This window comes from Micromonospora foliorum (assembly GCF_022229015.1).
Classification (GTDB): Bacteria; Actinomycetota; Actinomycetes; order Mycobacteriales; family Micromonosporaceae; genus Micromonospora; species Micromonospora foliorum.
In genome coordinates, this window is record NZ_JAKKFF010000243.1 from 24,483 (window position 1) to 50,176 (window position 25,694).

The following is a 25,694-nucleotide window of genomic DNA, read 5'->3' on the forward strand; positions in this document are numbered from 1 at the left end:
CGTCAGCCGACCGAACTCTCGACCTCTCGGCGACGGTGGCCGGGCCCGACGGGGCGACACTGCTGACTGTGTCCTGGCGCGCCCAGCCCGTGGTGCCTGGGCCGGCCGAGGCGGGCGACGTCCTCATCCGTGCCGCCGGTGTCGTCGACCTCGACACCGTGGACCTGCTGCGCGGCGCCCTCCTGGGGGCGGTGGACAGCCACGCGCGGGTATGCTGCGACCTCAGCGAGGTGACGTTCCTCAGCGCGGCCGGGGCCAACGTGCTCGTGCAGGCGCGCAACCGGGCCGATGCCCGTGGGTGCCGGCTGTCGGTGCGGGGCGCGAACGGGATGGTCCGGCGGGTCCTGCAGATCACTGGGCTCAGCTGGCTGCTCGGGTGATGCGTAAGTTGACTCCCAGCTGGGCACTGGACCAGCAACTACCGAGGGAGATTTTTGATGGCGAAGCCACCGTCCTCACCGGCGGGAAACCGACGGGAGGTACGTGGCTCGCTCGCGGGTGCGCTGGTCCGTCTCGCCGAAACCCCGAGCGACGCGTCGTTGATCGATGATCTGCTGCAGCGGATCGTGCGGCTGACCGCTGACCTCGTGGCTCCGGTGAGCTATGCGTCGGTCACCCGGACGCGCGGCGACGCGCCGACAACGGTCGCCATGAGCAGCGAGGTCGCACTCGCTGTCGACCGCGCCCAGTACGCCGACCAGACCGGGCCGTGCCTGGAAACGCTCGACTCCGGTGTGCCCGTCGCCGTACCGGACATCGCGGCGACCATGGCCTGGCCCGGGTTCCGCGAGGCGGCGCTGGGCCTGGGTCTGCGAGCATCGCTGTCCATCCCGCTGTTCGCCGGTGCCGGGGTGCCCGTCGCCGCGCTCAACCTCTATGGCCATGATCCGGACGCGATGGCACCGTTGATCACCCGAGTCTGGACGGTGTACGACCCGGAGCGCACCCCCACCCGAGCCACGGATCCACAGTCGTCGGACCCGGGCACCGAGGAGCTCATCAGCGGACTCACCGAAGCCTTCGCCGTGCGTGCCGTCATCCAGCAGGCCCTCGGCATGATCATGCACCAGCGACGCAGCACGGCCGAGGACGCCTACCTGATCCTGCGGGTCAAGGCGGCCGAAACCGGCAGATCGCTCATCGAGGCCGCAGCCCTCACCAGACACCAGGACGACCGGCCCATACCCGGAACCTAGGGCACTGGACCAGCTGCCGAGGTCACACCCTCATCGGCGCCACCCTGCCGTTCCGGCACGGCGAGGGCGCCGTCGGCCTGCGGCGGCCGGATCCACCGACCGCCGCAGGACACCGGCTCGCCCCTCAGGGGGTGGCAGCCAACTGCACCCTCAGCTTGGCCAGCGCGCGGGTCAGCAGCCGGGAGACGTGCATCTGTGACACTCCGACCTGCTTGGCGATCTCCTGCTGCGTCAGGTTGCCGTAAAAGCGCAGTGCGATGACCCTCTGCTCCCGGTCGTCAAGGCGCGCGAGCGTCGATGCGAGAGCCACCTTCAGCTCGGCGAGGGCGAGTTCGTTGTCGTCGCCGCCGAGCGTGTCGCCCAACTCCCTGGACGTGGTGCCATCGCCGAACGGGGTGGACAGTGAGACCGCGTTGTAGGCGCGGGCGCCTTCCAGCCCTTCGAGGACCTCCTCCTCCGTGAGGTCCAGATGTCGGGCGATGTCGGCGACGGTCGGCGAGCGACCCAGCAACTGGGTGAGGCTGTTGTTGGCCTCGCCGATGGCCATGCGCCGCTCCTGCAGCCGCCGCGGAACACGGACGTCCCAGGTGCGGTCACGAAAATGGCGCTTGATCTCCCCCACGATCGTGGGGACCGCGTAGCTGACGAATTCGATCCCACGCGACGCGTCGAACCTGTCGATCGCGTTGATCAGCCCCACTGCCGCCGTCTGGGTCAGGTCCTCGTTCGGCTCGCCGCGGCCGCTGTAGCGCCGAGCGAGGTGATGGGCCAGCGGGAGCCATGCCTCGATGGCCCGGGCCCGGGCAGCGGGCCTGGACGGATGACCAGGCGGCAGCGCGACCATCAGGGCGAGGAGGTGGCTGGCCGCCGACTCAGGCGTGGTGCACCGGTCAGCCGGGCTGTTCGTCGGCTCGAGCCGACCCGTCGAGGTGATGGTCATGGGCTCCCTCTGCTGTCCGATGTGGGTGTCGTCGGGACTCCCGTGTGGGGATGCCGCGCCGTGCCCAGACCGGGCGGGCCGCCAGCCGTCCGCAAACCTGTGTCGATCGACATCAGGTGGGCCTTCACGGCCGCTGCGGTTACTGGATCGTCGGTCACGTGCGGACTCCCCGAGACTCGGGATCGTGTCGGGCACGTGGCTTGACCCAGAGAAGAGCCTAGAACGGCCGGCGCGGTTCTGCCACCGGTGCGCCCGTTACCGCTCCGGTACGGCCGGCCGGTTGGCTGAGTCACCGCTCATCGCGGCGCCGGTTTGTCGGCAAGAGACAGGGGTACCGATTTTCGCGGTGCTTCGGACGGGACCCGGGGCAACACATCCGCCGGCCCTTCGGTCCAGGAGGCAGTCAATGCGAGCAATGGTCTACCGCGGTCCGTACCGCCTGCGGGTGGAAGAGAAGGACCGTCCCGCCATCGAGCATCCCAACGACGCGATCATCAAGGTGACCCGTGCGGCGATCTGCGGGTCCGACCTGCACCTCTACCACGGAATGATGCCCGACACCCGGGTCGGGATGACCTTCGGTCACGAGTTCGTCGGCGTGGTCGACGAGATCGGTCCGTCGGTGCGGAACGTCCAGCCAGGTGACCGGGTCATGGTGCCCTTCAACGTCTACTGCGGTTCGTGCTTCTTCTGCGCCCGAGGGCTGTTCAGCAACTGCCACAACGTCAACCCCAACGCCACCGCCGTCGGCGGCATCTACGGCTACTCGCACACCTGCGGCGGCTACGACGGCGGTCAGGCCGAGTACGTCCGGGTGCCGTTCGCCGACATCGGCCCGAGTCTGATCCCGGAGTGGATGGACGACGACGACGCGGTCCTGCTCACCGACGCGCTCGCCACCGGTTACTTCGGCGCGCAGCTCGGCGACATCGTCGAGGGTGACGTGGTCGTGGTCTTCGGTGCCGGACCGGTGGGCCTGTACGCCGCGAAGTCGGCCTGGCTGATGGGCGCCGGTCGGGTCATCGTCATCGACCACCTCGACTACCGGTTGGAGAAGGCGTCGTCGTTCGCCCACGCCGAGACCTACAACTTCGGGGAGTACGACGACATCGTCGTACACCTGAAGAAAATCACCGACCACCTGGGCGCCGACGTGGTTATCGACGCCGTCGGCGCGGAGGCCGACGGCAACATTCTGCAACACGTCACTGCCGCGAAGCTGAAGCTGCAGGGTGGCTCCCCGGTTGCCCTCAACTGGGCGATCGACTCGGTACGCAAGGGCGGCACGATCTCGGTGATGGGCGCGTACGGGCCGATGTTCAGCGCGGTCAAGTTCGGTGACGCGCTGAACAAGGGCCTGACCCTGCGGATGAACCAGTGCCCGGTGAAGCGGCAGTGGCCGCGCCTGTTCGAGCACATCCGCAACGGCTACCTCAAGCCCAGCGACATCGTGACCCACCGGATTCCGCTGGAGCACATCGCCGAGGCGTACCACATCTTCTCCGCCAAGCTCGACGGCTGCATCAAGCCGCTGATCGTTCCGAACCCCGCCTGACCCGACCGGGAGCCCGACCATGGCCTACACAGCAGACAAGCCGAAACTGGCCGAATCCAGCGACGAGTTGCGTACCCGAATCCCCGGGTGGGGCGCCGACCTCGACCCGAAGGACCGACCCTCGGTGCCGAAGGAACGGTTCGACCCGACCCTCAACGGCGCCCGCTGGGAGTTCCCCGAGCGGCAGCCAGAGAAGTGGCCGAGGGAGAGATCGATCGAGCACAAGTTCCTCACCCCGGTCTTCGGCACCTCGTGCCCACCCAAGGGGCTCTCCGGAATGATCCGCCGGTACTCCTACCGCGCCTACAGCGAGGGCCGCGCCGCCCACTGGCTGCTCCTGCTCGCCGCCGACCGGGTGGACGCGGTCGAGAGCACCCTCGCCTCGTTCCTGACCCGCCATCCCGACAACCCGATCACCGAAACCGGCGTCCTGAGCGAATTCACTCACCACGGGCTGCCGTCACGGCTGCGCGGCAAGCGGGTCGACCGAGGACACCACCTACTCGACCCGGTCCTCGTCGCCGCGCCCTGGGTGCTGGCCGGAGGTGCTGTCTATCTGGCCCTCCGCCGAGTCGCCGGCCGCCGGCGGCGATAAGTGGGCCTAACCGGGTGAGGCTGGTCGAGGTCGGGTGCGGGTCGCGTCCGCCCACGTAACGGCGAAGCCGGACGGAACGGCGACGCCGCCGGGCGAGCCGTCGTACCGTCGAAGCATGGGTGCGCCGACCGGACCGGCCGTCGGTCCGGCCTGTGATCGAACCACGCCGTCGGGGGGACCCGTGTTTGCCAACTCCGAGGAACTTCTGCGGTACCTCAAGGACGAGGACGTGAAGTTCGTCGACGTTCGTTTCTGTGACCTGCCCGGCGTGATGCAGCACTTCAACCTGCCGGTCGAGTCCGTCAACGACGACCTCTTCACCGACGGCCTCGCGTTCGACGGCTCGTCGATCCGCGGTTTCCAGACGGTCCACGAGTCGGACATGCTCCTGCTCCCGGATGTCGCCACCGCGTTCATCGACCCGTTCCGCGCGCAGAAGACTCTCGCGCTCAACTTCTTCATCCACGACCCGTTCACCCGCGAGGCCTACAGCCGCGACCCACGTAACGTGGCGAAGAAGGCCGAGGCGTACCTCGCGGCGAGCGGCATCGCCGACACCGCCTACTTCGGCGCCGAGGCGGAGTTCTACATCTTCGACTCGATCCGCCACGAAACCTCGGCGCACCAGTCGTTCTACTACATCGACTCGATCGAGGGCGCCTGGAACACCGGCCGCGAAGAGCCCGGCGGCAACCGCGGCTACAAAACCGCCTACAAGGGCGGCTACTTCCCCGTCCCCCCGGTCGACCACTACGCCGACCTGCGTGACTCGATCGTGCGCCGCCTCGTCGACACCGGCTTCAACGTCGAACGCTCACACCACGAGGTGGGCACCGCCGGCCAGTCCGAGATCAACTACCGGTTCTCCACCCTGCTGCACGCCGGCGACCAACTCCAACTGTTCAAGTACATCGTGAAGAACGAGGCCTGGGCCAACGGCAAGACCGCCACGTTCATGCCCAAGCCCCTGTTCGGCGACAACGGCTCCGGCATGCACACCCACCAGAGCCTCTGGCTCAACGGCGAACCGCTGTTCTACGACGAGACCGGCTACGCCGGCCTGTCCGACATGGCCCGCTGGTACATCGGCGGCCTGCTGCACCACGCCCCGTCGCTGCTGGCCTTCACCAACCCCACGATCAACTCCTACCGCCGCCTCGTACCTGGCTTCGAAGCACCGGTCAACCTGGTCTACTCCCAGCGCAACCGATCCGCCTGCACCCGCATCCCCGTCACCGGCGCGAACCCCAAGGCCAAGCGCGTCGAGTTCCGCGTCCCCGACCCGTCGGCCAACGTCTACCTGGCCTTCTCCGCCATGATGATGGCCGGCCTCGACGGCATCAAGAGCAAGATCGAACCACCGACGCCGATCGACAAGGACCTCTACGACCTCCCGCCCGAGGAGTGGGGCGACGTCAAGCAGGTCCCCGGCTCCCTGCCGGCCGTGCTCGACTCCCTCGAGGCCGACCACGACTACCTGCTCGACGGCGGCGTCTTCACCCCCGACCTCATCTCCACCTGGGTCGACTGGAAGCGCACCAACGAGGTCCAGCCCATGACGCTGCGCCCCACCCCGCACGAGTTCGCGCTCTACTTCGACTGCTGAGCCGCCCGACGCCGAGGCCCCGGCCGGCGGTGGTCTCGGCGGCGAAGCGCGACCTCGCGGCGCACCGGCGGCAGAGCCGGCCGTCGGAGTGGACGACCCGGTCCCGCCGCCGTGGTCCGACCCGGAACCGGGGCGGTCGGGTCAGTGGTGCCGTACCCGCCGGGCGATCTCGGCCCGGAGGTGGTCGATGCCGGCTCCGGTGCGCGCGGAGACCGCGACGGCGTCCGGGTGGACCCGGCAGAGCGCGTCCACCCACTCCGACGGCGCTACGTCGATCTTGTTGAGGACCAGGAGTTCGGGAACGTCGCGCGCGCCGATTTCATGCAGCACACCGTGCACGGTGGTGATCTGGTCCAACGCGTCAGGGGCGGAGGCGTCGACCACGTGCAGCGCGAGGTCGCTGCGGGTGACCTCCTCCAGCGTCGAGCGGAACGCGTCGACGAGTTGGTGAGGAAGGTGGCGTACGAAACCCACGGTGTCGGTGACGGTGTAGGTCAGGTCGCCGGTGCTGATCCGGCGGACGGTCGGGTCCAGGGTGGCGAACAGCACGTCCTCGACCTGAGCGTCGGCGCCGGTCAGGCGGTTGAGCAGGGCTGATTTACCGGCGTTGGTGTAGCCGGTGATCGACACCGAGGGCACCTGGTTGCGGGCGCGCCGGCTGCGGGTGCGCTCGCGGCGCCGGGCGAGTTCGGAGGCGTTGCGGCGCAGACGGGTGGCTCGCTGGCGCAGCGTGCGGCGCTGGGTTTCCAGCCGCATCTCACCGGGGCCCCGGACACCCATGCCGGCGCCGCCGGCCGTCCGGCCGCCGCCGACACGCGACATGGTCCGGCCGCCACCACGCAAACGGGGCAACTGGTACGCGATCTGCGCCAGCTCCACCTGCACGCGGCCCTCGCTGGTCCGGGCGTGCTCGGCGAAGATGTCGAGGATCAGGGCGGTGCGGTCGACCACCCGTACGCCGACGCGTTCCTCCAGGTTGCGTACCTGACCGGGGGAAAGTTCGCCGTCGGCGATCACCAGGTCGGCGTGGGCGCGTTCGGCCAGCGCGGCCAGTTCGTCGACCTTGCCCGAGCCGACGTACGTCGCCGGGTCGGGGTGCGGCCGGCTCTGCACCACCTCGTCGGCGACGGTCAAGCCGTCGGTGGCGGCGAGCCGGCGCAGCTCGGTCAGCGAGGTCTGCGAGCCCGGTCCGCTGTCGGCCGCGCCGTCGTCGCCGCGTACCGCCACCAGCACCGCCGTCGGGCGCTCCGCCTGGGCGCCGGCGTCCGGCCCCAGCAACCACGATCCCGCCATGGTCCCCACCTCACCTCGTCTCGGGTGCGTGTCACCTACCCCGGCCCGGACCGACCATGCCGGCCGCTCGCTCCCAGCCCTGGACGGTCGGCGGCCCGAGCCCGACGAGTCGCGGCCACGCCGGGAACCAGTACGGCAGGGTCCTCGGAGAGCCGCGGGCCTGATGTGGCGATATGCTCCTCGCCTGCGGCTGACGTCTCCATGGTGTCGGCGGTCCGGCGTCAAGAATCGGCGCGGTTCACGGGTCTGGGCCCGGCAGTGATCCGCGTGCCCGGGCGCCCTCTGGAGCGTCTGTGACATGCCCTCGTGAGGGACACCAGCCATGACCGACGCGATCCCCATGCTGCCTGTCGTCGCATTCGCGGAGCTGGGCCGGATCAAGTTCAACGAGACGGACTTCAGTGGTGTCCTGTCCCGGGTGACCGGTGTGGCCGCCCGGACCGTTCCGGGTGCTGACGAGGTCTCCGTCACGCTGGTCGGAGCCGGCGGCGCGCACACCGCGGCGTTCACCGGCGCCCTCGCCCTCACCGTCGACGAAGCGCAGTACACGCAGGGCGACGGGCCCTGCCTCCTGGCCGCGGCGGCCACCAGCACCGTGCACGTGCCCGACATGGCGGCGGAGAGCCGCTGGCCGACCTGGGCCCGTCAGGCCCTGACCGCCGGCGTGGGTTGTTCCCTGTCGATCGGCCTGCCCATGCACGAGTACGTGTCGGGAGCGCTCAACATCTACGCCAACCGGCCCGATGCCTTCGACGACAAGGCGGTGACCCTCGCCGAGACCTTTGCCGAGTACGCGGCCGTGGCCATGACCAACGCCCACCTGTACGACACCCAGGTGACTCTGGCACAGCACATGCAGGCCGCGATGAGAAGCCGCGCGGTGATCGAACAGGCCAAGGGCATCATCATGGGTGAGCGGCGCTGCACGGCCGACGAGGCGTTCGCCATCCTCGCGAAGACTTCCCAGGAATCCAACCGCAAACTGCGAGACGTCGCCGCGGCCCTCGTCGCCCGCGCCGCATCGACCGCGCAGCCGTGAGCCGACACCTGGTCAGCGGTAGTGCACCGGCGCTGTCACCGCCGGCCGTCCCGCGACTCCCTCCACTTCCGTGGGCGTCCGGCGAGCCCTCTGATCGTCACGGCTTCTGACCAGCGTCGGATCGGGTCGCCATGCCGCGGCGGGCCCACTCTGGCAAGCTGTCCCAGTGATGGCCGGTGATCTCTTGGACGGCAGGTATCAGGTCGAGAGCCGTCTCGGCGCTGGCGGCATGTCGGTGGTCTGGCGGGCGTGGGACCGCGTGCTCGAACGCGCGGTGGCCGTCAAGGTCCTGGCCGGCACGCAAGCCTCCGCCCGAGGCGCACGACAACGCATCCGGGCAGAGGCCAGGGCCGCAGCGGGCCTCTGGCATCCGCACGTCACGAGTGTGTACGACTACGGCGAGCACACGGACGATGCTGGCCGTCACGTGTCGTACGTGGTGATGGAACTGCTGCCCGGCCAGACCCTGTCTCAGCGACTTGCCACCGGTCCGCTGCCGCCGGCCGCCGCGATGCGGACGTGCGCGCAGGTCGCCGAGGCGCTGGCCGCCGCGCACGAACGCAATCTGGTGCACCGGGACATCAAGCCGTCCAACGTGATGCTGACGCCGGCCGGTGTGAAGGTGGTCGATTTCGGTATCGCCACCACTGTCGGTCGTCCGGAGTTGGAGGCGGACGGACGACTGTTGGGCACCGCGGCCTACCTCGCGCCCGAACGGCTCGCCGGTGGCACCGTCCTGCCTGCCTCGGACGTCTACGCGCTCGGACTGTTGCTGTACCGAACGCTGACCAACGAGCTGCCCTGGTCGGCAGAGACCCCCACGCAGATGTTGACTGCTCACGTCTACGTCGATCCGGCACCGCTGCCCGACATTGAGGGAGTGTCACCGGAGGTTCACCGCCTCCTCGACCGTTGCCTCGCCACGGATCCCGCGGACCGGCCGGACGCCGCGGAGGTGGCGACCGCCCTGCGCGCTCTGACCGATGACGCCGAGCGGCGGGCGGAGCAGGCAGCGCAGCCGGTACCCGAGTCGGCCCCGGCTACCGCCGTTTCCTCTGCCAGTCGGCGTCGCCGAAACGCCGTGTTGATCCCCGTACTGCTGGCGACGGCAGGGACCATTTCGCTCCTGCTCCCCCAGTTCACAGCTACCGATGGCAGATCGGGAGGGGTCGCCACTCGTGACGGTGCCACCCCACCCGGCGCCGCCTTCGATGCCTCTGCCACTGAGCCACCTGCTCCCCGGCAGACTTCCGCGGAGCCCGCACCATCCTCACAACCAAGCCGCACGCTGGCCGCTGCGGCTGGGCCTACCGCCGGAGCCGGTCCCTCGACCAGCCCTGGCCCCACAACGTCACCCAGTGCCGGGGAACCGCCGAGGCCGTCCAGTGCCGCACCGGCGCCGACCTCCCCGAAGCCCGGCACACCCCTTCGGGCACTCGGTGGTGTGGTGACTGTGCTCTGCACCGGCGATCAGGCTCGCGTTGTCAGCGTCGAGCCTGCCCCCGGCTACCGCCTCAGGGACTACGACCCGGGGCCCGTCAGGGAGATCCAGGTGGTGCTGCTGTCCGCAGGCAACAGGAGCGAGATCAGGGCGCGGTGCGAGGACGGCACGTTAGTGCCGAAGATAAGGGAGAGCCGTCAGTGAGCGGACGACGCGCACACTGAGTGGGCACATTGCGGGCCGACCGAGCGATCGACGGCCCGGCGAGGGTCGCCGTCGAGTCGCGCCAGAGGCACCACCGCCGGGAGAGGCACCGCGCGCGGACACGGACTCAATCGGTGCCCGGTCGGGCCGATCCGGCCCCGATTGTCCGCAGGTGTGCCAGCCCTTGGGCCCAGGACTGGATCAGGGTGGTTTCGTGGTAAGCGATGCCATGGTCGATGCAGAACTGGCGGACCAGTGGCCGGGCGTGGCGCAGGTTCGCCCGGGGCATGCTGGGAAAGAGGTGATGTTCGATCTGGTAGTTGAGGCCACCGAGTAGTGCGTCGAGGAACGGGCCCCCGCGCACATTGCGGGAGGTGAGGACCTGCCGGCGTAGGTAGTCGAGGTTGTCGGCCTCGGTCAGGATGGGCATCCCTTTGTGGTTCGGGGCGAAGGAGCTGCCCAGGTAGAGCCCGAAGAGAGCCTGATTGACCAGGATGAACACGATCGCCTGGGGAACACTCAGGACCAGGAACACCGCCGCGAGGTAGCCGGCGAAGTGCAGGACGAGCAGTCCGGCCTCTGCCCGTCGGCGCCTGAGTCCGGCGCGGCAAACGACCGCCCGGACGCTGGCGGCATGCAGATGCAGACCCTCCATCATCAGCAGGGGAAAGAACAGCGCCGCCTGGTGCCGGACGAACAGCGCCCGTAAGCCGCCCCGCGTCGCGGCCTGTCCCGGGGTGAAGGACAGCGGGGCCACCGCGAGGTCGGGGTCGCGGCCCTCGGTGTTCGGGTGGGCGTGGTGGCGGTTGTGCTTGTCAACCCACCACCCATAGCTGATCCCGGTCACCAGGTTCCCGCAAACCAAGCCGACCACGTCGTTCGCCCGGCGGGACCGGAAAATCTGCCGATGCCCGGCGTCATGACCGAGAAACGCGAGCTGCGCGAACAGCACTGCGACGCCCGCTGCGGTAGCCGTCTGCCACCACGACGATCCGAGCCGGACGAACACCACGCCCATCAGCGCGAGACAACCCAACAACACCATCCCCCGCGCCGCGTAACGGCGGGGCTGCCGGTCGAGGAGACCCGCGCCGCGGACCAGACGGGACAGGTCGGCGTAAGCACTGCCACGGTCACTGCGGGAGTCAAGATCTGTATCACTCACCGTCGCCACTCCTTGTAAGCCACGGCAACCAGCTCCCTGACTCCGCCGTCAGCCATGACCGGGGTACGAAACTCACGCGTGGTCCCGCGGAGCTCGAGCAAGCGCGCCGCCGCTGATCTGCAGTCTTCCTCAGAGCCGCCTTCTCCACCCGGGAAACCAGCTCACGACCCCGGGGTGAGTGACTCCGCCCATGCATGTCCGCCGATTAGGCCCATGGCTTCGTCAGCCGAGCCTGACAATCAGGACTATGCAGGCACGATGGGTTCAGGGGGTAGTCATGGCACGAAAGAGGAAGTCAACCGCGCGGCGAGCGCTCATCCTTGCCTTCGCGGCCGGAGCGCTGACCGGAGCGGCGGGCACACTCACGCTCCGCCGTCGCAGTCAGGATGGCGCCTTCCCGACAGATGTCGTTGGCCAGCTCGACGCTGACCTCACTCCGCCGCTCGGCGGACGTATCGACGCGTCGCCGCAGGGACCTCCCGTCAGCCTGCCCGCGCCGCCGCGCAACTGACCCCGCGCGCGTCTCGGACCACGTCCGGCGAGAGAGATGTGAGACTGATGCCAGAACGACCTAGCGGCAGCCCCGGCGCCGCGTCTGCTGACACGCCGGTCGCCGAGTTGGTGCAGCGCGCCACCGACCAGATCACCCGGCTGGTGCGCGACGAGCTCACGATGGCACGGGCGGAGATGACCGCCAAGGGCAAACGCGCAGGCACCGGCGCCGGGCTGCTCGGCGGCGGCGCCATGCTCGGCCTCTTCGCCGGCGCGACCGCCGTCGCCACGATCGTGCTGACCCTGGCCGCGATCATGCCCGACGCCGTGGCCACCCTGATCGTCACGGTGATCCTCGCCATCGCCGCCGCCATCGCAGCCCAACGCGGAAAAAACAAGGTCAGTGAGGCCCTGCCCGCCACACCCACAGCTACCAGAGACAGCCTACGAGCCGACGCCGAGACGATACGTGGGGCAGCAAGCCGGAGGCAGCCATGAGCACACCACCCGCAAGCAGCGACCCGGACCGATCCCGACGTGACATCCAGCAGACCCGCGCCGAACTCGGCGAAACCGTAGCCGCATTGGCTGCCAAGACCGACGTCAAAACCCGTGCGCGCACCAAAGCCACCGCCGCCGCCGGCGGACTCCGACAACGGGTCACCCAAGCCGGCCAGTCGGCGAAAACCAGAGCGACCCAGCTGGCCCACACGATGAGCCAGAAAGCCTCCCAGCGCGCCAAGCCGGTCACGCAGCAAGCCCAACGGGCCACCACCGCGATACACGACTCAGCGCAAGCCGGCGCACAAACCACTGGCAAAGCCGAGTCGACCCTCATCACCTCCGCTCGCGCCGCGACCACCAGAATCGGCAGCTCCGTCCGCGCGAAACCCGTACCGGTCCTCGCCGCCACCAGCACGGCGGCCACTCTCGTGATCATCGCCTACCGACGCCGCCGGTCCCGGTAGCAGCCTGGCCGAGAACCAGCCTGAATCGGCCAAGATGTTCTGGCGGTCCAAGCCTCGGCGGTGCTGCCCGGTCGCCGTCACCTGGTTGCTGTGGCCATGGTCGTGGCTCATCAGTGGGGTCTCCCTCGCCGTGTTCGCCGCGTCGGCACCGTCGTGCTGGCCGATCAGACCGGAAATCGTGCTCGCTCGCGCATACCAAGACGATTGGTTCGCGCCACGTCAACGCTCATGACCGATAGTTCAGCATCCAGTTTATTCACCCGATGATGTACTGTCAGGTGGTGGGGACTCTGACGCACGGACAGGTCCTGGCCCGCTTCGGTCACGCCCTGTCCGACCCGGTCCGCGCCCGGCTCCTGCTCGCGCTGCGCGAGGGGCCCGGATACCCGGCGGACCTCGCCGACCTGCTGGGCACGAGCCGGCAGAACCTGTCCAACCACCTGGCGTGCCTGCGGGGCTGCGGGCTCGTCGTCGCCGTGCCAGAGGGCCGGCGTAGCCGCTACGAACTGGCTGACGCCCGCCTCGCGCACGCCCTCGGAGACCTCCTCGGCCTGGTCCTGGCCGTCGATCCAGCCGCCTGCCCCGCCGCTGAATCCGAGGGGTGCTGCTGATGAACGCGCCACTTCCGCTGGTGTCGGTTGGCCCGTCACCGGCCCGCCGGTCGATCCTGATCCGGCGGGTGCGCCTGTTCGTCGCCGCGACAATCACCTACAACGTGATCGAGGCGGTCATCGCCATCAGCGCCGGGAGGATGGCCTCCTCGACCGCGCTGATCGGGTTCGGGCTCGACTCCGTCATCGAGGTGGCCTCGGCCGCCGCCGTGGCCTGGCAGTTCTCCGGACCGGACCACGAACGCCGCGAGCGTGCCGCGCTGCGGGTCATCGCGCTGTCGTTCTTCGCTCTGGCCGCGTACGTGTCCGTCGAGTCGGTGCGCGCGCTCGTCGGCGCGGACCGCGCGGAGCACTCCACGATCGGTCTGATCCTGGCCGCGGTGTCCCTGGCGGTGATGCCGGTCCTGTCGGCCGCGCAACGTCGTGCCGGGCGCGAACTCGGGTCGGCCTCGGCCGTCGCGGACTCCAAGCAGACCCTGCTGTGCACGTACCTCTCGGCGGTGCTGTTGGTCGGGCTCGCGGTCAACTCGCTGTTCGGCTGGTGGTGGGCCGACCCCGCCGCCGCGTTGATCATCGCCGCGGTCGCGGTGAAGGAAGGCCGCGAAGCCTGGCGCGGCGACACCTGCTGCGCCCCCGGCGCCGCCCTGCGCTCCCCCGTCGCAGACGCCGACGCGAACGGGTGCGACGACGGGTGCTGCACCACCGACAACCGCTGAGCGGAACCTGCGGACGCGAGGTCCTGTCATTACCTGATTCGCCAGTCACTGTCTCGGCGGCGCCGGCACGGGTTCGATGGATCGTAGCGATCTGGAGAGCATCGGAGACGGGATCACCCCCCGTCGTCACGAGAAGCGGACAGGACACCGAAGACATGAGTACGAGAGCCGTATGGTTCGTCACCGGCGCCGTGCGCGGTATGGGTGTCGACATCGCCAAAGCCGCGCTCGCCGCCGGTCACCAGGTGGTAGCGACCGGCGCTGCCGCCAACACCTTCGTGAGCCACCTGGCCATGCTCGAGGCCAAGCCGGACGGCAGAGACCCCACCACCTGGCTCGAACCCGTCACCGACGAGGACTACCAGAGGGCCAAACACATCGACATCCCCCGCATGACCCACACCTCCGCCAGCGGCACCTGAAGCAGCAGCCGGGATTTAGGTGGGGTCGCGTCGGTGCTGGCGGGTTCGTGCCAGCACGCCGACAAGCATGATCAGGGCAACGGCCTGGGCAAGCACCACGGCGACGATCAGGCTTGGCACCGAGCGGTCGTAGAGCAGCCCCGCCGCGGCACCGCCGGCCAGGGCTCCGGCGCCCTGCACAGCGGCGAAGATGCCGTACGCGGTGGCCCGCCGCTCCCGTGGCACGAGATCGGCGACCATGGCTTTGACGGTGGAGTCCTGCAGCCCGACAGCAGCGCCCCAGACCACGACTCCGAACACCGCCGCCGGCAGGCCACTGCCGAACGCCAGCGGCGGCACAACGGCAATCATGGCGGGCAGCACCACCAGAACCCACGGGCCGACCCTGTCGTAGAGCACCCCGGTCAGCAGTGCGGCGAGCGCACCGGCGGCCATCGCCGCTGCGTACATCAGCGGCACCGCCGCGGTCGCGACCACGCCCGCGCGCACCAGATGGAAACCGATCAGCCCGAAGGTCACCAGACCCGCGGTGCACACCGCCATCGCCGCTGCGAACCAGTGGAATCTGCCCGGCAGCGATTCCCGACCAGTCTTCGCCGCGGCTCCTGGTCTTGTGCTGGTGTCGGGTTCTGCCGGAGAGGTACGGGCCCGCGCCCGAAGTGTGACCAGCAGGAGCATCGCCACCACGGCCGGCACGGTCAGCGCCGCCAGCCCAGGCCACAGCGCGCCGGCGGTCGCCGCGACGGCCGCGGCGACCAGCAGCGGACCGGCGAACGCGCCGATCTGGTCGAGGGCTTTGTGCACGCCCAGCCCGCGGCCCATCCCGACCCGGCTCGCGGCATCAGCAAGCAGTGCCGACTTGGCCGGGCTGCGGATGGCCTTACCGAGCCGTTCGGCGAGGATCAGCACCGCGGCCACCGCCAGGCCGGCGCCGCCCAGAATCGGGGTCACCGCAAGAAGCGGTACGCAGACCGCGGTCAGCCCGTACCCCACGATCGTCAGGGTCCAGTACCGGCGGGTCCGGTCCGCCAGTGGGCCGGACACCAGACGCAGCAGCAACGCCGCGGCCTCCCCGGCGCCCGTGATCAGGCCGACGACGACAGCCGACGCGCCCAACGAGGCCAGCAGCGGCCCGTAGATCGAGCGGGCGCCCTCGTACACCATGTCCGCGGCCAGGCTCACCACACCGAACCCGACGACCACCCGCCACGCCTGACCAGTGTTCGCCGCCACCGGGGTTCGACCGGTGGTGGGGGCCACGTGCCCCGCGTCGGCGGCGTCGTCGACACGATTCGCTCCAGCAGACATGCCGGAGATTATGCTGCCGGGGCGACATCACCCATGGCCGGCCCTATCGTGGCCTCGCGGTCCCCAAGCCGAGCGGCCGGCTCCCCTCGCGGCCCGGGCCCGCCCTACGCCGGGCGCCCGGTCTGAGCCACGACCGGTTGGCCATCGGCGTCGGAGCGTTGCGGGTCGATGTGGTCGACGTGACGCAGTGCCTGCGCGAGGAGCTTGCGGACGTGGTCGTTGGCGGCCGAGTAGTACATGAACGTGCCCTGCCGGCGGGCCGTCACGAGCCGTGACATGCGTAGCTTCGCCAGATGCTGACTCACCGCCGTCGGAGAGGTTCCGGCGAGGTCAGCCAGGCAGGCAACGGACGACTCACCCTGCAGCAGCGCCCACAGGATCTTGATCCGTGTCGGGTCGGCGAGCAGCCGGAACGTTTCGGCCGCGAGGTCCACCTGCTCGTCGTCGGGCATGTCGAAGTCAGGCAACTGCTCATGCATGGCTGTCACCCTATCTGACCACCCGACTGAATACGTACTTGCGTACCTTCGTTAATGCGCAGGTATGCTTTCGGCCGTGACGATCGACGAACGCACTCGGGCGGCGGCAACGCGGTCGGTGCTGCAGACACGAACGCGAGCCGGCTGGTGGTGGTCGGTTCCGGAGGTCCGCTGGGCTGGCGCAGCGACAGGGCTGTTCGCACTTGGCCTGCTCGCGCAGCTGCTCGGCGCACCGGCCTGGGTGTGGTGGGTGCTCTATCTCGCCTGTTATGCCAGCGGCGGCTGGGAGCCCGGCTGGGCCGGGCTGCAAGCGCTGCGCGAGCGCCGCCTGGATGTTGATCTGCTGATGGTCGTGGCGGCGGTCGGGGCAGCCTCGATCGGTCAGGTCCTCGACGGGGCGCTTCTGATCGTCATCTTCGCCACCTCTGGCGCACTGGAGGCGGTCGCGACCCGTCGCACCGAGGACTCCGTGCGCCGGCTTCTCGACCTCGCCCCCGAGCACGCCAGTCGGCTCACCGCCGACGGCGAGCAGACCGTCGCGACCGCCGATCTGGACGTCGGGGACGTGATCCTGGTCCGGCCCGGTGAACGGATCGGCGCCGACGGCCACGTCCAGGACGGCGTCAGCGAGGTCGACCAGGCCAGCATCACCGGCGAGCCGCTGCCGGCGGACAAACAACCGGGCGACGAGGTGTTCGCCGGCACCGTCAACGGCACCGGCGCCCTGCGCGTCCGGGTCGCCCGACCCGCCGCCGACAGCGTCGTCGCCCGCATCGTCACGCTGGTCGAGCACGCCAGCGCCACGAAAGCCCGCACCCAACTGTTCATCGAGAAGATCGAACAGCGCTACTCGATCGCCATGGTCACCGCGACGATCGCGCTGTTCGTCATCCCGCTGCTGTTCGGTGCGGAGTTGCAGGCGACCCTGCTGCGCGCCATGACCTTCATGATCGTGGCGTCACCCTGCGCCGTGGTCCTGGCGACCATGCCACCGCTGCTGTCGGCGATCGCCAACGCCGGCCGCCACGGAGTGCTGGTCAAGTCGGCCGTCGTGATGGAGCAACTCGGTGCCACCACCCGCGTCGCCTTCGACAAGACCGGCACCCTCACCGAAGGCCGGCCCCATCTGAGCACCATCCGGCCCCTGCCCGACACAGGCATCGGCGAACGGGAGCTCCTCGCTCTGGCGGCCTCTGCCGAAGACCCGTCCGAACACCCCCTCGCGCGCGCCATCGTCGCCGCCGCACGCGACCGCCACCTGACACTGCGACCCGCCCTCTTGTTCACGTCCGCGCCCGGCTTCGGCATCACCGCCGACATCGACGGCCGAACCGTCCAGATCGGCAACCCACACCGTCTGCTCGACACCGAACCGCCAAACGCGGACCGGCAGGCCTGGCAGCGCGCACGCGACGCCGTTGCCGCGCTCGAGCACGACGGCGAAACCGTGGTACTGGTTCTCACCGATAACAGACCCCTCGGAGTTCTCGGCCTCACCGACCGGCTGCGCCCGCAGGCGCGGTCCACCGTCGCTGCGCTGACCGCCTCCACGACAGCCCCACCGATGCTGCTGACTGGCGACAACGCCACCGCAGCCGCCCGCATCGCCACCGACACCGGCATCAGCGAAGTCCACGCCGGACTGCTGCCGGAGCAGAAGGTCGATCACGTCCGCGCGCAGACCACCGCCGGGCACCGGCTGCTGCTGATCGGCGACGGCGTCAACGACGCGCCCGCGCTCGCCGCCGCCCACACCGGCATCGCCATGGGCCGCTCCGGCGCCGACCTGACCGTCGCCACCGCCGACGCCGTTATCGTCCGTGACGACCTGACCGCCATCCCAGCGGTGATCGACCTCTCCCGGCGCGCCCGCCGCCTGGTCACCGCCAACCTGATCATCGCTGCCACGTTCATCGTCGTCCTCGCCGGCTGGGACCTTCTCAGTCATCTCCCACTGCCGCTCGGCGTCGCCGGCCACGAAGGCTCCACCGTCATCGTCGGACTCAACGGCCTGCGCCTACTCCGCAACGCCGCATGGCGGCCCGCACGTCCCAACCCGCCGGCCCACTGATAGACGTACGGCCGCTGGCCCGCAGGCCCGTGGCGACCGGCAGCCTGATCCTCGCCGCCACCGCACCCATGATCATGATGCTCCTCCTCGGCACGTTGCGCCGCAGCGGTGCCACGCGCTTCACGCCGGAGTGCCGGCGCCGGACCCGTCGGGGCGAACCCGCGATCCAGATCTGAGATCCGGGTTGCGTAGCTGCACGCGACGCAGCAGTTGGGCGTTGAGCGCGACCACGATGGTGGAGGCGGACATCAGCACCGCGGCGACCGCGGGACTCAGGCTCACTCCGGCCCAGGCCAGAGCACCAGCGGCCAAGGGCAGGGCCACGACGTTGTAGCCGGCGGCCCAGGCCAAATTCTGGATCATCTTGCGGTAGGAGGCGCGCGAGAGCCGGATGACTCCGGTGACCCCGCGCGGGTCGGAGGAGGCGAGCACGACGCCCGCGGATTCGATCGCGACGTCGGTGCCGGCGCCGATGGCGATGCCGACGTCGGCGCGGGCCAGCGCGGGAGCATCGTTCACGCCGTCACCGACCATGGCCACCCGCAGGCCTCGGCGTTGCAGCTCACCGACCGCCTCGTCCTTGTCGGCGGGCAGCACCTCGGCGAACACCTCGTCCTCGCCGGGCCGGAAGCCCAGGTCGGCGGCGACCGCCTCGGCCACCGGCCGCGCGTCCCCGGTAATCATCACGATCTTGCGGATGCCCTGTTGGCGTAGGTCGGCGATGGCTTGGCGCGCCTCGGGGCGGATCTGGTCTTCCAGGGCGAGGGCGCCGATGACGCTTGCCTGCTCGCCGCCGAAGCGCAGCAGGTGCAGTACCGCCGCCCCTCGCCGGGACCACTCGGCCCGGTGCTCGTCGAGGTCGCTGGGTGCCGTGGCGTCGAGTTCGCGCAACAGAGCGGGTCCGCCGACCGCGTAACTGATGCCGTCGACATCGGCGCGCACCCCGCGACCGGTCAGCGACTGGAAACCGGTCGCGGCCCGTCGGGCGCCCTGCTCGGCGGCGGCGGTGACGATGGCCCGGGCGAGGGGGTGTTCGCTGTCCGCCTCCACCGCCGCCGCGACGGCCAGCACGTCGGTCTCGCTGACGCCGTCGGTGGCGGCGACAGCGGCGACGACGTGCTCGCCGCGGGTCAGGGTGCCGGTCTTGTCGAACAGCACCGTGTCGATGGTGCGCATCCGCTCCAGGGCGAGGCGGTCCTTGACCAGGATGCCGCCCTTCGCGGCCACGGCGGTGGACAGGGCGATCACCAGCGGGATGGCCAGGCCCAGCGCGTGCGGGCAGGCGATCACCAGAACCGTGACGGTGCGTACGACGGCCTCGTCGAGGTTGCCGATCAGTGTCCAGATCAGCAACGTCGCGGCGGCGGTGACGGTGGCGATGTAGAACAACCAGGCCGCGAACCGGTCAGCGAGGACCTGCGCCCTGCCGCTGGACTGCTGGGCCTGCGCGACCAGGCGTTGGATGCCGGCCAGGGCGGTGTCCTCGCCGACGGCCTCGACGCGCACCCGGATGGCCGCGTCGGTGGCCACCGTGCCCGCCACCACCCGGTCGCCGCGTTCGCGGCCGACCGGCCGGGACTCCCCGGTGATCATCGACTCGTCCAACTCCGCGCGGCCGTCGGTGATACGCCCGTCGGCCGGCACCCGCCCGCCTGGGCGCACCAGGACCACGTCGCCGACGCGCAGGTCGCTGACCCGCACCCGTTCGGGCTGTCCGTCACCGCCGAGGCGTTCGGCGTCGTCGGGCAGCAGCGCGGCCAGGGCCGACAGGGCGCCCTGGGCCTGACCGATGGCCTTCATCTCCTGCCAGTGCCCGAGCAGCATGATCGTGACCAGAGCCGCCAGCTCCCACCAGAAGTCCAGGTCGAACACGCCCAACGCGGTCGCCGCCGAGGCCACGTACGCGACCGTGATGGCCATCGCGATCAGCAGCATCATCCCCGGCGCCCGGTCATGGACCTCCCGCACCGCGCCCTGCAGGAACGGCCACCCGCCGTAGACGAACACCACCGTGCCCAGCGCCGGGCCCACCCAGTCGACACCCGGAAACTCCAGCCGATAGCCGAACCAGCCCATCACCATGTGACTGGTCAGCACGATCGGCACCGTCAAGGCCAGGCTCAGCCAGAACTTGCGGCGGAACATCTCCGGGTCGTGCCCGGCGTGCTTGTCATGCCCGGCGTGGCCGTCGTGGGCGCCGGCCTGCACGGGCTGTCCGCCCGGGTCCCCTCGGCGGCTTCCGTGATCACCGTGATGGCCGTGTCGGTCCACCGTCTCACCCGGGGGCTGCAACCGATGGTGCTCGTCCTCCTGCGACATGCTCATCGCCTCCTCGCCCTCAACATACCCCCGGGGGGTATCGCCGTCCAGGTGTGCCGATGTTCCACACGTCACCCATGCGAACCCAGCATTGCCATTGGCGCAGGACAGAAGGCCACGCGTCGGCAGACTCGTCCAGAGGCCACGAACTTGGCCGGCTCTTCCCCGATGTCCATCCGTTAGGTGTAGACGAAGCAGGGCGGCATGCCGGCGTAGTTGCGGAAGCCGTGACCCAGCCGGCCGCCGTACTCGACGCCGCCGGAGTGCGTTATCCCGCAGTGGTGGGCCGGCTGTGCACCACCAGCTCGTCGATCTCCAACCGGCCGACGCGCAGCTCCCGCACGACCGCCCGGCGGATCGCCAGCCGCCCGATGACCAGCGCCCCGACGGCCACCGCCCCAACGGCCACCGCCCCCACGGCGAGAGCGCCGAGCGAGGCCGCCCCCGCAGCCCGCGCGCCTGTAGCCGCCGCGCCCGTCGCCACCGCGCCGTTGGCGCGCGTCCCGGTCAACCGCATCATGCGTACCTCTCGCTTCATCCCGCCATTGTCCGCGTACCGTTGGCCGACCGCTCCCCACAGATCCCGGATGTCACCCCACCGTCCCATCCTCGCCCGCGCCGCCCGCTTCGGTCACCGCCCAGCAGGTGCCCCCACTGGTCTCCGCCGTCGCGTGGCAGGCCGGCCGGCGAACACGCCGCCGGCCGACCAACGGCGGCGCACGTCTATCCGGAGGTCAGTTGCTGGGTCAGCCGATCCAGGCCGCCCTTGATCAGCTGCCCGTACTGGTCATCGCCGAGCGCGCCGATCCCCGCCTGTGCACGCTGGAGGTATTCGCGGGCATGGTCGAGTTCGCCGAGCTTGCGGTAGCACTCGGCCAGACTGAGGTGCAACGACGGATACAGGGCTGCCACTGACATCGGCAGGCCGGCCTGCGCCAACCGGGCATCGGTGAGCAGGTCGGCCGCCGCCAGCGCGCGTTGATCCCAGATCAACTCCTGCTCGACGTCGTCCTGCACGTCAGCCATCGAGTGCGCGAGAACGCAAACGTGCAGAGGGTCGCCTCGTTCTCCGCCGATCTCGTCCCAGATCTGCGTGAACACGTCACGGGCAGCCTCACGCCGGCCCTGACCATGATGCAGTTGGACACCTTCGTTGATGCGGACGAGCGTCACGTCAGTGGTCAACGGCTGCTCCCGCACAGCTTCATCTCGCGACGAGGGCATGGATCTCATCCTGCCTTAACGCCCGCTACGTCCTGTCGATCGATCCGTCTCTGCCGTCGCAACGTGTTACCGGGTAAACGCGGGTCTCGGTCGCCTTCATCGCGGCCTTCCCGTAAAGCGTTCCGCGAACGTGCGGTACACCGGTGTTCCCGGCAGGTTGTCGAGGATGGCGAACACCACGTGGTCGAAGCGATCGACCTCCCGCAGCGCGGAGACGAAAGCGTCGGCGACGGTAGCGGGATCGTTGCGGAACACCCCGCATCCCCACCCGCCCAACACCAACGTCCGATGTCCGTGCGCGGCAGCGACCTCCAGCACCCGGCGAGCACGCCGGGCCAGCACCGCCGGTACGTCCGCAGCGTGTTCGGGCTGGTTGCGGAGGATCGCGCCCAGGTTCGGCGCCGCAGCGGTCAGGAACGACGTCGTGTACGGCTGGTCGAGCAGATTGCCCTTGTCGTCCCGGAACACCGGCACGTCCGGGGAGAAGATGACGCGGTCGCTGTACCGCAGGTCCCGCTGTTCGCGGTGGAACGCGTAGAACTCCGGGGCGGCAAGGAGACACGGGTACAGCGCCGAGGATCGGGCGATGCTCTCCTCCTGCGCCTTCGCTCCGCCCAGGAACCCACCACCCGGGTTCTTCGCCGAGGCGAACACCAGACAGGCCGCTCCGGGCGCCAGCCGACGGGCCGCCTGCAACGTCGACTCGTTCGTCACCTCCGCTCTGCCTCCGCCGGGCTCCGCGTTCCCGGCCGCGGGCACCTCGTGCGGCAGGTGGAGACGAGTGCCGGCGACTGCGGCACGTACCGCCTCGCCGATGTCGACCTCGTCACCGGCGCCATTGCGATAGCGACCCGAATCAGCGATCGCGACCGTCTGGCGGGCAATCTCGCGAAGACGACCGCTCACCCGGCGCACCTGTCTGCGCTGCGACCCTTGTTCTCCACGATGAGGAAGCTAGGCAGTCCCGCCTCTACCGGCAACCGGGTTAGTGGTGTCCGTCGGCTGAGAAGATCGTTCGCGGTGAGGATTCCGCAACGCCGAGTCGCCGCGATGGCACTTGTGTCCGAGCCGGGAAAAGCGAGATCATCACGCATGCTCGACCCCTCGCCCGAGGACGGCGCCGCACCGACCGTTTCTACGCCGCATTTCGTGGGTCGTGATCGGGAGATGGCGGCGCTTCGGGGCGCCGTGGCCCGGCCACCGGCGATCGTGCTGGTGGAGGGCGAGGCGGGGATCGGGAAGAGCCGGCTGCTGCGAGAGTGGCTGGCCGCGCCGGACCAGCGCACGGCCTTGGTGTCGGTGTGCCCACCGCTTCGCGAGTCGCTGACGTTGGGGCCGATCGTCGACGCGTTCCGGGGGATCGGCGGCCCGGTGTCGCGACTGCGGCTCACCGAGCTCGCGGGTGCGTTACGGCCCCTGTTCCCGGAATGGTCTGCGGACCTGCCGCCCGCGTTGCAGCCCCTGGACGATGCGAAGGCGGCACGGCATCGCCTGTTCCGCGCCCTGGACGAGTTGTTGCGGGCTCTGCGTGTCGACGTTCTCGTGCTCGAGGACGCGCACTGGGCCGACGAGGTGACGTTGGAGTTCCTGCTGTTCGTCACCTCCCGACAGCAGTCGCACGGGCCAAGCCTCGTGATCTCCTATCGGCCGGAGGAGGTGGACGACGGCTCGCTGCTGCTGCGGCTGACGTCCCGGTTGCCTGCTGGCGTGACCCAGCTGAGGATCGCCCTGGCGCCCATGCGACCCGACGGCACGGCGGCGCTGGTGTCCTCGATGCTGGACGGCAATCCGATATCACAGGAGTTCACGACGTTCATGCACGAGCGGACCGGTGGCGTTCCGCTGGCCGTGGAGGAGTCGGTTCGCCTCATGTGCGACCGGGCCGACCTCGTCTTCCGCGACGGACAGTGGGTCCGGCTGAAGCTGCGCGAGCTACAGGTGCCGCCAACGGTGCGCGACTCCACCCGGGAGCGGGTGGGCCGCCTGTCGCCGACGGCGCAGCAGGTGTTGCGAGCCGCGGCGACGTTGGCTGAGCGGTCGTCGGTGGCCACGATCGCGATGACCGCCGGTCTGTCACCAGCTGCGTGCCGAGGCGCTGTCACGGAGGCGGCCGGCGCCGGTGTCCTGGACGGAGACGACCGCGGCCGGTGGCGCTTCCGGCATGTGCTGGCCGCCACGGCTGTCTACGAGGCGATCCCGTTGACCGACCGCAGGCACCTCCACCTGCTGGCCGGACGGGCCCTGGAGCACATCCATCCGCCGCCGGTGGCACGCCTCGCCCACCACTTCCGTGAGGCGGGCGAAACGCAGTCCTGGGCGCGGTACGCCGAGCAGAGCGCCGAGCTGGCCATGGCCTCGGGTGACCACACCAAGGCGGTCGACCTGCTGGTCGATCTGTTGACGTGGGCCGTGCTGGCGCCGGTGGATCGGGCACGGGTCGCGCGCGTCGCCGGAGTTGCCGCGCTGGGCCGTCGTGAACCTGTCGACGAGGTCTACCACCGCGTGATCCGTACCCTGCGCTCGGTGCTGGAGACCCCCGGTCTCTCCGCCCGCCAGCAGGCCGAGATCCGCAACCCCCTGGGTCGGCTCCTGATCACCGGGGGTGAGGCGCAGGCGGCACTCACCGAGCTGGAGCAGGCGGTGGCCAACCTCGACCATGACCCGGTCGAGGCGGCTCGGGCAATGACCTACCTTGGCTGGGCCTACGCGGGACCGTGGCCGGCGTCGACCCATCGGCGTTGGCTGGATCGCGCCGCTGAACTCACCGCCGAGTTCGATTTTCCGGCGGAGCGGCTGAACCTGGCCGGCAACCGAGCCGCGGCGTTGCTCATGCTCGGCGAAGAGGAAGCCTGGGACGTCGTCGCGGGCCTGCCCGTCGACGGCGCGACCGCGGCAGAGCGTCTCGACGTGGCGCGCATCCACGCGAATGTCGGGACCGGCGCACTGCTCTGGGGCCGGTACGCCGACGCGGAGGAACACCTCGTCGTGGCCATGCGCCTCGCCGAGGCCGAGCAGGCGTCCCGGTTGCACCACAACGTCGGACTCGAACAGGCCAACCTGGCGTGGCTCACCGGTCGGTGGGAGGGTCTCGCGGAGCGGAGCGCGGCACTCGCTGACGCCGACCGGGACCGGCCGGCGCACTACCTCGGCAGCATTCGCCTCGCTGCCCGGCTGGCCGCCGCAGCCGGCCGGCGGCGCGCGGCGGAGGAGCAGTTCCGGCTGGTCCTCGAGGAGTCCGCCCGTCTCGGCGCGGCCGACGACACGATGGAGGCTGCCGCCGCGCTGGCCAGACTGTGGCTCACGGACGGCAACAGCAGCCGGGCGTTGCAGATCACGAACGAGCCGATGGACACCGTCCAGAGGAAGGGCATCTGGGTCTGGGCGACGGACCTCGTCCCCGCCCGGATCGAGGCGCACCTCGCCGCAGGGGATCTGAAGGCCGCGACACGTCTGGGCGGCCAGTTCGCCAGAGGGCTGCGTGGCCGTACGGCGCCTGCGCCGCGCGCCGCGCTCACCGTATGCCGTGCCCTGCTGCTCGCCGCCGCCGGAGACCACGCCCGGGCGGCGGCGGCATACGGTCGCGCGGCGCGCGCCTGGAGCGCGTTGCCGCGGCCCTACGACGCCATGCTCGCCCGGGAGCGTCAAGCCGAGGCGCTCATCGCGTACGGCCAGATCGAGCAGGGCCGAGAGCTGCTGGCGGCACAGTACGAGCAGCTGTTCAGGCTCGGAGCCCGCGGCGATGCCGACCGGGTCGCACAGCGGCTTCGCGAACACGGCGCCGAGGTCCCGCGACTGTGGCGCGGCGGCCGGCGCGGGTACGGCGACCAGCTCTCACCACGCGAGCTCGACGTGGTCCAACTGGTCGTTGCCGGCAAGACGAACCGGGAGATCAGCCGGATCCTCGCCAAGTCACCGGCCACCGTGGATCAGCAGCTGCGTGCGGCGATGCGCAAGTTGAAGGTGAGCTCCCGGACCGCGCTCGCGGTCAAGGCAGTGGAGGCCGGAGTGTTCGCAGAAGAGGACTCCCTCGACGACGCGTCGTGAAAATTG

Annotated in this window: 23 protein-coding genes; 14 read left to right on the forward strand and 9 right to left on the reverse strand. The window is 70.0% G+C overall.

Annotated elements, in window-relative coordinates; translation table 11 throughout:
* Positions 1 to 68 precede the first annotated feature (68 nt).
* On the forward strand, positions 69 to 380 hold the full coding sequence (locus PSH25_RS18295) for an STAS domain-containing protein (protein ID WP_238660235.1): 312 nt from the start codon (positions 69 to 71) through the stop codon (positions 378 to 380).
* 57 nt (positions 381 to 437) lie between these two features.
* Positions 438 to 1,196 (forward strand): GAF and ANTAR domain-containing protein, encoded by a 759-nt coding sequence (locus tag PSH25_RS18300; protein WP_238660236.1) that lies wholly within the window; start codon positions 438 to 440, stop codon positions 1,194 to 1,196.
* A 124-nt stretch (positions 1,197 to 1,320) separates the two neighbouring features.
* Here the strand turns inward: PSH25_RS18300 and PSH25_RS18305 are convergent, their stop codons facing one another.
* Entirely contained in the window at positions 1,321 to 2,136 is an 816-nt protein-coding gene (locus PSH25_RS18305) for a SigB/SigF/SigG family RNA polymerase sigma factor (RefSeq protein ID WP_372492810.1), read from the reverse strand.
* 406 nt (positions 2,137 to 2,542) lie between these two features.
* Between PSH25_RS18305 and PSH25_RS18310 the strand changes: the two genes are divergently transcribed.
* From PSH25_RS18310 to glnA, 3 genes are all read left to right on the forward strand, one after another.
* Positions 2,543 to 3,691 (forward strand): zinc-dependent alcohol dehydrogenase, encoded by a 1,149-nt coding sequence (locus PSH25_RS18310; RefSeq protein ID WP_238660237.1) that lies wholly within the window; start codon positions 2,543 to 2,545, stop codon positions 3,689 to 3,691.
* 19 nt (positions 3,692 to 3,710) lie between these two features.
* Positions 3,711 to 4,286 carry a hypothetical protein gene (locus PSH25_RS18315; protein ID WP_238660238.1) on the forward strand — a complete coding sequence of 192 codons (576 nt, stop codon included), beginning with the start codon at positions 3,711 to 3,713 and terminating at the stop codon, positions 4,284 to 4,286.
* Between the two features lie 181 nt (positions 4,287 to 4,467).
* Positions 4,468 to 5,892 carry a type I glutamate--ammonia ligase gene (glnA, locus tag PSH25_RS18320; protein ID WP_238660239.1) on the forward strand — a complete coding sequence of 475 codons (1,425 nt, stop codon included), beginning with the start codon at positions 4,468 to 4,470 and terminating at the stop codon, positions 5,890 to 5,892.
* A 141-nt stretch (positions 5,893 to 6,033) separates the two neighbouring features.
* Here glnA and hflX read toward each other — a convergent pair whose 3' ends face one another.
* Positions 6,034 to 7,185, reverse strand: coding sequence for a GTPase HflX (gene hflX, locus PSH25_RS18325; RefSeq protein WP_238660240.1), 1,152 nt, complete (start codon positions 7,183 to 7,185; stop codon positions 6,034 to 6,036).
* A gap of 322 nt (positions 7,186 to 7,507) precedes the next feature.
* On the opposite strand from hflX, the gene PSH25_RS18330 reads away from it, so the two are divergent.
* Positions 7,508 to 8,224 (forward strand): GAF and ANTAR domain-containing protein, encoded by a 717-nt coding sequence (locus PSH25_RS18330; protein WP_238660241.1) that lies wholly within the window; start codon positions 7,508 to 7,510, stop codon positions 8,222 to 8,224.
* 169 nt (positions 8,225 to 8,393) lie between these two features.
* Entirely contained in the window at positions 8,394 to 9,869 is a 1,476-nt protein-coding gene (locus PSH25_RS18335) for a serine/threonine-protein kinase (protein ID WP_238660242.1), read from the forward strand.
* Positions 9,870 to 9,996: 127 nt separating this feature from the next.
* Here the strand turns inward: PSH25_RS18335 and PSH25_RS18340 are convergent, their stop codons facing one another.
* Positions 9,997 to 11,034: a fatty acid desaturase family protein gene (locus PSH25_RS18340; protein WP_238660243.1), complete on the reverse strand. Its 1,038-nt coding sequence runs from the start codon at positions 11,032 to 11,034 to the stop codon at positions 9,997 to 9,999.
* A 558-nt stretch (positions 11,035 to 11,592) separates the two neighbouring features.
* Here PSH25_RS18340 and PSH25_RS18345 point away from each other — a divergent pair.
* From PSH25_RS18345 to PSH25_RS18365, 5 genes are all read left to right on the forward strand, one after another.
* Positions 11,593 to 12,024, forward strand: a complete 432-nt coding sequence (locus tag PSH25_RS18345) for a phage holin family protein (protein WP_238660244.1) — start codon at positions 11,593 to 11,595, stop codon at positions 12,022 to 12,024.
* A complete protein-coding gene (locus tag PSH25_RS18350) occupies positions 12,021 to 12,494 on the forward strand; it encodes a DUF3618 domain-containing protein (RefSeq protein WP_238660245.1) in 474 nt (157 codons plus the stop codon). The genes PSH25_RS18345 and PSH25_RS18350 overlap by 4 nt, the downstream gene beginning before the upstream one ends.
* 266 nt (positions 12,495 to 12,760) lie before the next feature.
* Positions 12,761 to 13,105 (forward strand): ArsR/SmtB family transcription factor, encoded by a 345-nt coding sequence (locus PSH25_RS18355; protein ID WP_238660307.1) that lies wholly within the window; start codon positions 12,761 to 12,763, stop codon positions 13,103 to 13,105.
* On the forward strand, positions 13,105 to 13,821 hold the full coding sequence (locus PSH25_RS18360) for a cation efflux transmembrane domain-containing protein (RefSeq protein ID WP_238660246.1): 717 nt from the start codon (positions 13,105 to 13,107) through the stop codon (positions 13,819 to 13,821). Before PSH25_RS18355 ends, PSH25_RS18360 begins: the two co-directional genes overlap by 1 nt.
* Positions 13,822 to 13,976: 155 nt before the next feature.
* Positions 13,977 to 14,243 carry a cupin domain-containing protein gene (locus PSH25_RS18365; RefSeq protein ID WP_238660247.1) on the forward strand — a complete coding sequence of 89 codons (267 nt, stop codon included), beginning with the start codon at positions 13,977 to 13,979 and terminating at the stop codon, positions 14,241 to 14,243.
* A 15-nt stretch (positions 14,244 to 14,258) separates the two neighbouring features.
* On the opposite strand, the gene PSH25_RS18370 is transcribed toward PSH25_RS18365, so the two are convergent.
* Entirely contained in the window at positions 14,259 to 15,551 is a 1,293-nt protein-coding gene (locus PSH25_RS18370) for an MFS transporter (RefSeq protein WP_238660248.1), read from the reverse strand.
* 104 nt (positions 15,552 to 15,655) lie between these two features.
* Positions 15,656 to 16,030, reverse strand: a complete 375-nt coding sequence (locus PSH25_RS18375; RefSeq protein WP_238660249.1) for an ArsR/SmtB family transcription factor — start codon at positions 16,028 to 16,030, stop codon at positions 15,656 to 15,658.
* 76 nt (positions 16,031 to 16,106) lie between these two features.
* Between PSH25_RS18375 and PSH25_RS18380 the strand changes: the two genes are divergently transcribed.
* A complete protein-coding gene (locus tag PSH25_RS18380; protein ID WP_238660250.1) occupies positions 16,107 to 18,101 on the forward strand; it encodes a heavy metal translocating P-type ATPase in 1,995 nt (664 codons plus the stop codon).
* 120 nt (positions 18,102 to 18,221) lie between these two features.
* Here the strand turns inward: PSH25_RS18380 and PSH25_RS18385 are convergent, their stop codons facing one another.
* From PSH25_RS18385 to PSH25_RS18400, 4 genes are all read right to left on the reverse strand, one after another.
* Positions 18,222 to 20,420, reverse strand: a complete 2,199-nt coding sequence (locus PSH25_RS18385; protein ID WP_372492811.1) for a heavy metal translocating P-type ATPase — start codon at positions 20,418 to 20,420, stop codon at positions 18,222 to 18,224.
* A gap of 268 nt (positions 20,421 to 20,688) precedes the next feature.
* Positions 20,689 to 20,958: a hypothetical protein gene (locus PSH25_RS18390; protein WP_238660252.1), complete on the reverse strand. Its 270-nt coding sequence runs from the start codon at positions 20,956 to 20,958 to the stop codon at positions 20,689 to 20,691.
* 185 nt (positions 20,959 to 21,143) lie between these two features.
* Positions 21,144 to 21,605, reverse strand: a complete 462-nt coding sequence (locus tag PSH25_RS18395; protein ID WP_238660253.1) for a hypothetical protein — start codon at positions 21,603 to 21,605, stop codon at positions 21,144 to 21,146.
* A gap of 135 nt (positions 21,606 to 21,740) precedes the next feature.
* The gene (locus tag PSH25_RS18400; protein ID WP_238660254.1) at positions 21,741 to 22,550 is read right to left on the reverse strand and encodes a TIGR02452 family protein; all 810 of its coding nucleotides are present in this window, start codon (positions 22,548 to 22,550) and stop codon (positions 21,741 to 21,743) included.
* Positions 22,551 to 22,793: 243 nt separating this feature from the next.
* Here PSH25_RS18400 and PSH25_RS18405 point away from each other — a divergent pair, with 243 nt between their 5' ends.
* Entirely contained in the window at positions 22,794 to 25,688 is a 2,895-nt protein-coding gene (locus PSH25_RS18405; RefSeq protein WP_238660255.1) for an ATP-binding protein, read from the forward strand.
* Positions 25,689 to 25,694 lie beyond the last annotated feature (6 nt).

What these genes read in the sequence shown, in the direction of transcription:
- hflX (WP_238660240.1), bottom strand. Translation starts at nt 7,185, where the DNA reads ATGGCGGGATCGTGGTTGCTGGGGCCGGACGCCGGCGCCCAGGCGGAG.
- PSH25_RS18360 (WP_238660246.1), top strand. Translation starts at nt 13,105, where the DNA reads ATGAACGCGCCACTTCCGCTGGTGTCGGTTGGCCCGTCACCGGCCCGC.
- PSH25_RS18350 (WP_238660245.1), top strand. Translation starts at nt 12,021, where the DNA reads ATGAGCACACCACCCGCAAGCAGCGACCCGGACCGATCCCGACGTGAC.
- PSH25_RS18375 (WP_238660249.1), bottom strand. Translation starts at nt 16,030, where the DNA reads ATGCATGAGCAGTTGCCTGACTTCGACATGCCCGACGACGAGCAGGTG.
- PSH25_RS18385 (WP_372492811.1), bottom strand. Translation starts at nt 20,420, where the DNA reads ATGTCGCAGGAGGACGAGCACCATCGGTTGCAGCCCCCGGGTGAGACG.
- PSH25_RS18330 (WP_238660241.1), top strand. Translation starts at nt 7,508, where the DNA reads ATGACCGACGCGATCCCCATGCTGCCTGTCGTCGCATTCGCGGAGCTG.
- PSH25_RS18310 (WP_238660237.1), top strand. Translation starts at nt 2,543, where the DNA reads ATGCGAGCAATGGTCTACCGCGGTCCGTACCGCCTGCGGGTGGAAGAG.
- PSH25_RS18355 (WP_238660307.1), top strand. Translation starts at nt 12,761, where the DNA reads ATGTACTGTCAGGTGGTGGGGACTCTGACGCACGGACAGGTCCTGGCC.
- PSH25_RS18335 (WP_238660242.1), top strand. Translation starts at nt 8,394, where the DNA reads ATGGCCGGTGATCTCTTGGACGGCAGGTATCAGGTCGAGAGCCGTCTC.
- PSH25_RS18345 (WP_238660244.1), top strand. Translation starts at nt 11,593, where the DNA reads ATGCCAGAACGACCTAGCGGCAGCCCCGGCGCCGCGTCTGCTGACACG.
- PSH25_RS18305 (WP_372492810.1), bottom strand. Translation starts at nt 2,136, where the DNA reads ATGACCATCACCTCGACGGGTCGGCTCGAGCCGACGAACAGCCCGGCT.
- PSH25_RS18365 (WP_238660247.1), top strand. Translation starts at nt 13,977, where the DNA reads ATGAGTACGAGAGCCGTATGGTTCGTCACCGGCGCCGTGCGCGGTATG.
- PSH25_RS18390 (WP_238660252.1), bottom strand. Translation starts at nt 20,958, where the DNA reads ATGAAGCGAGAGGTACGCATGATGCGGTTGACCGGGACGCGCGCCAAC.
- PSH25_RS18370 (WP_238660248.1), bottom strand. Translation starts at nt 15,551, where the DNA reads ATGTCTGCTGGAGCGAATCGTGTCGACGACGCCGCCGACGCGGGGCAC.
- PSH25_RS18300 (WP_238660236.1), top strand. Translation starts at nt 438, where the DNA reads ATGGCGAAGCCACCGTCCTCACCGGCGGGAAACCGACGGGAGGTACGT.
- PSH25_RS18315 (WP_238660238.1), top strand. Translation starts at nt 3,711, where the DNA reads ATGGCCTACACAGCAGACAAGCCGAAACTGGCCGAATCCAGCGACGAG.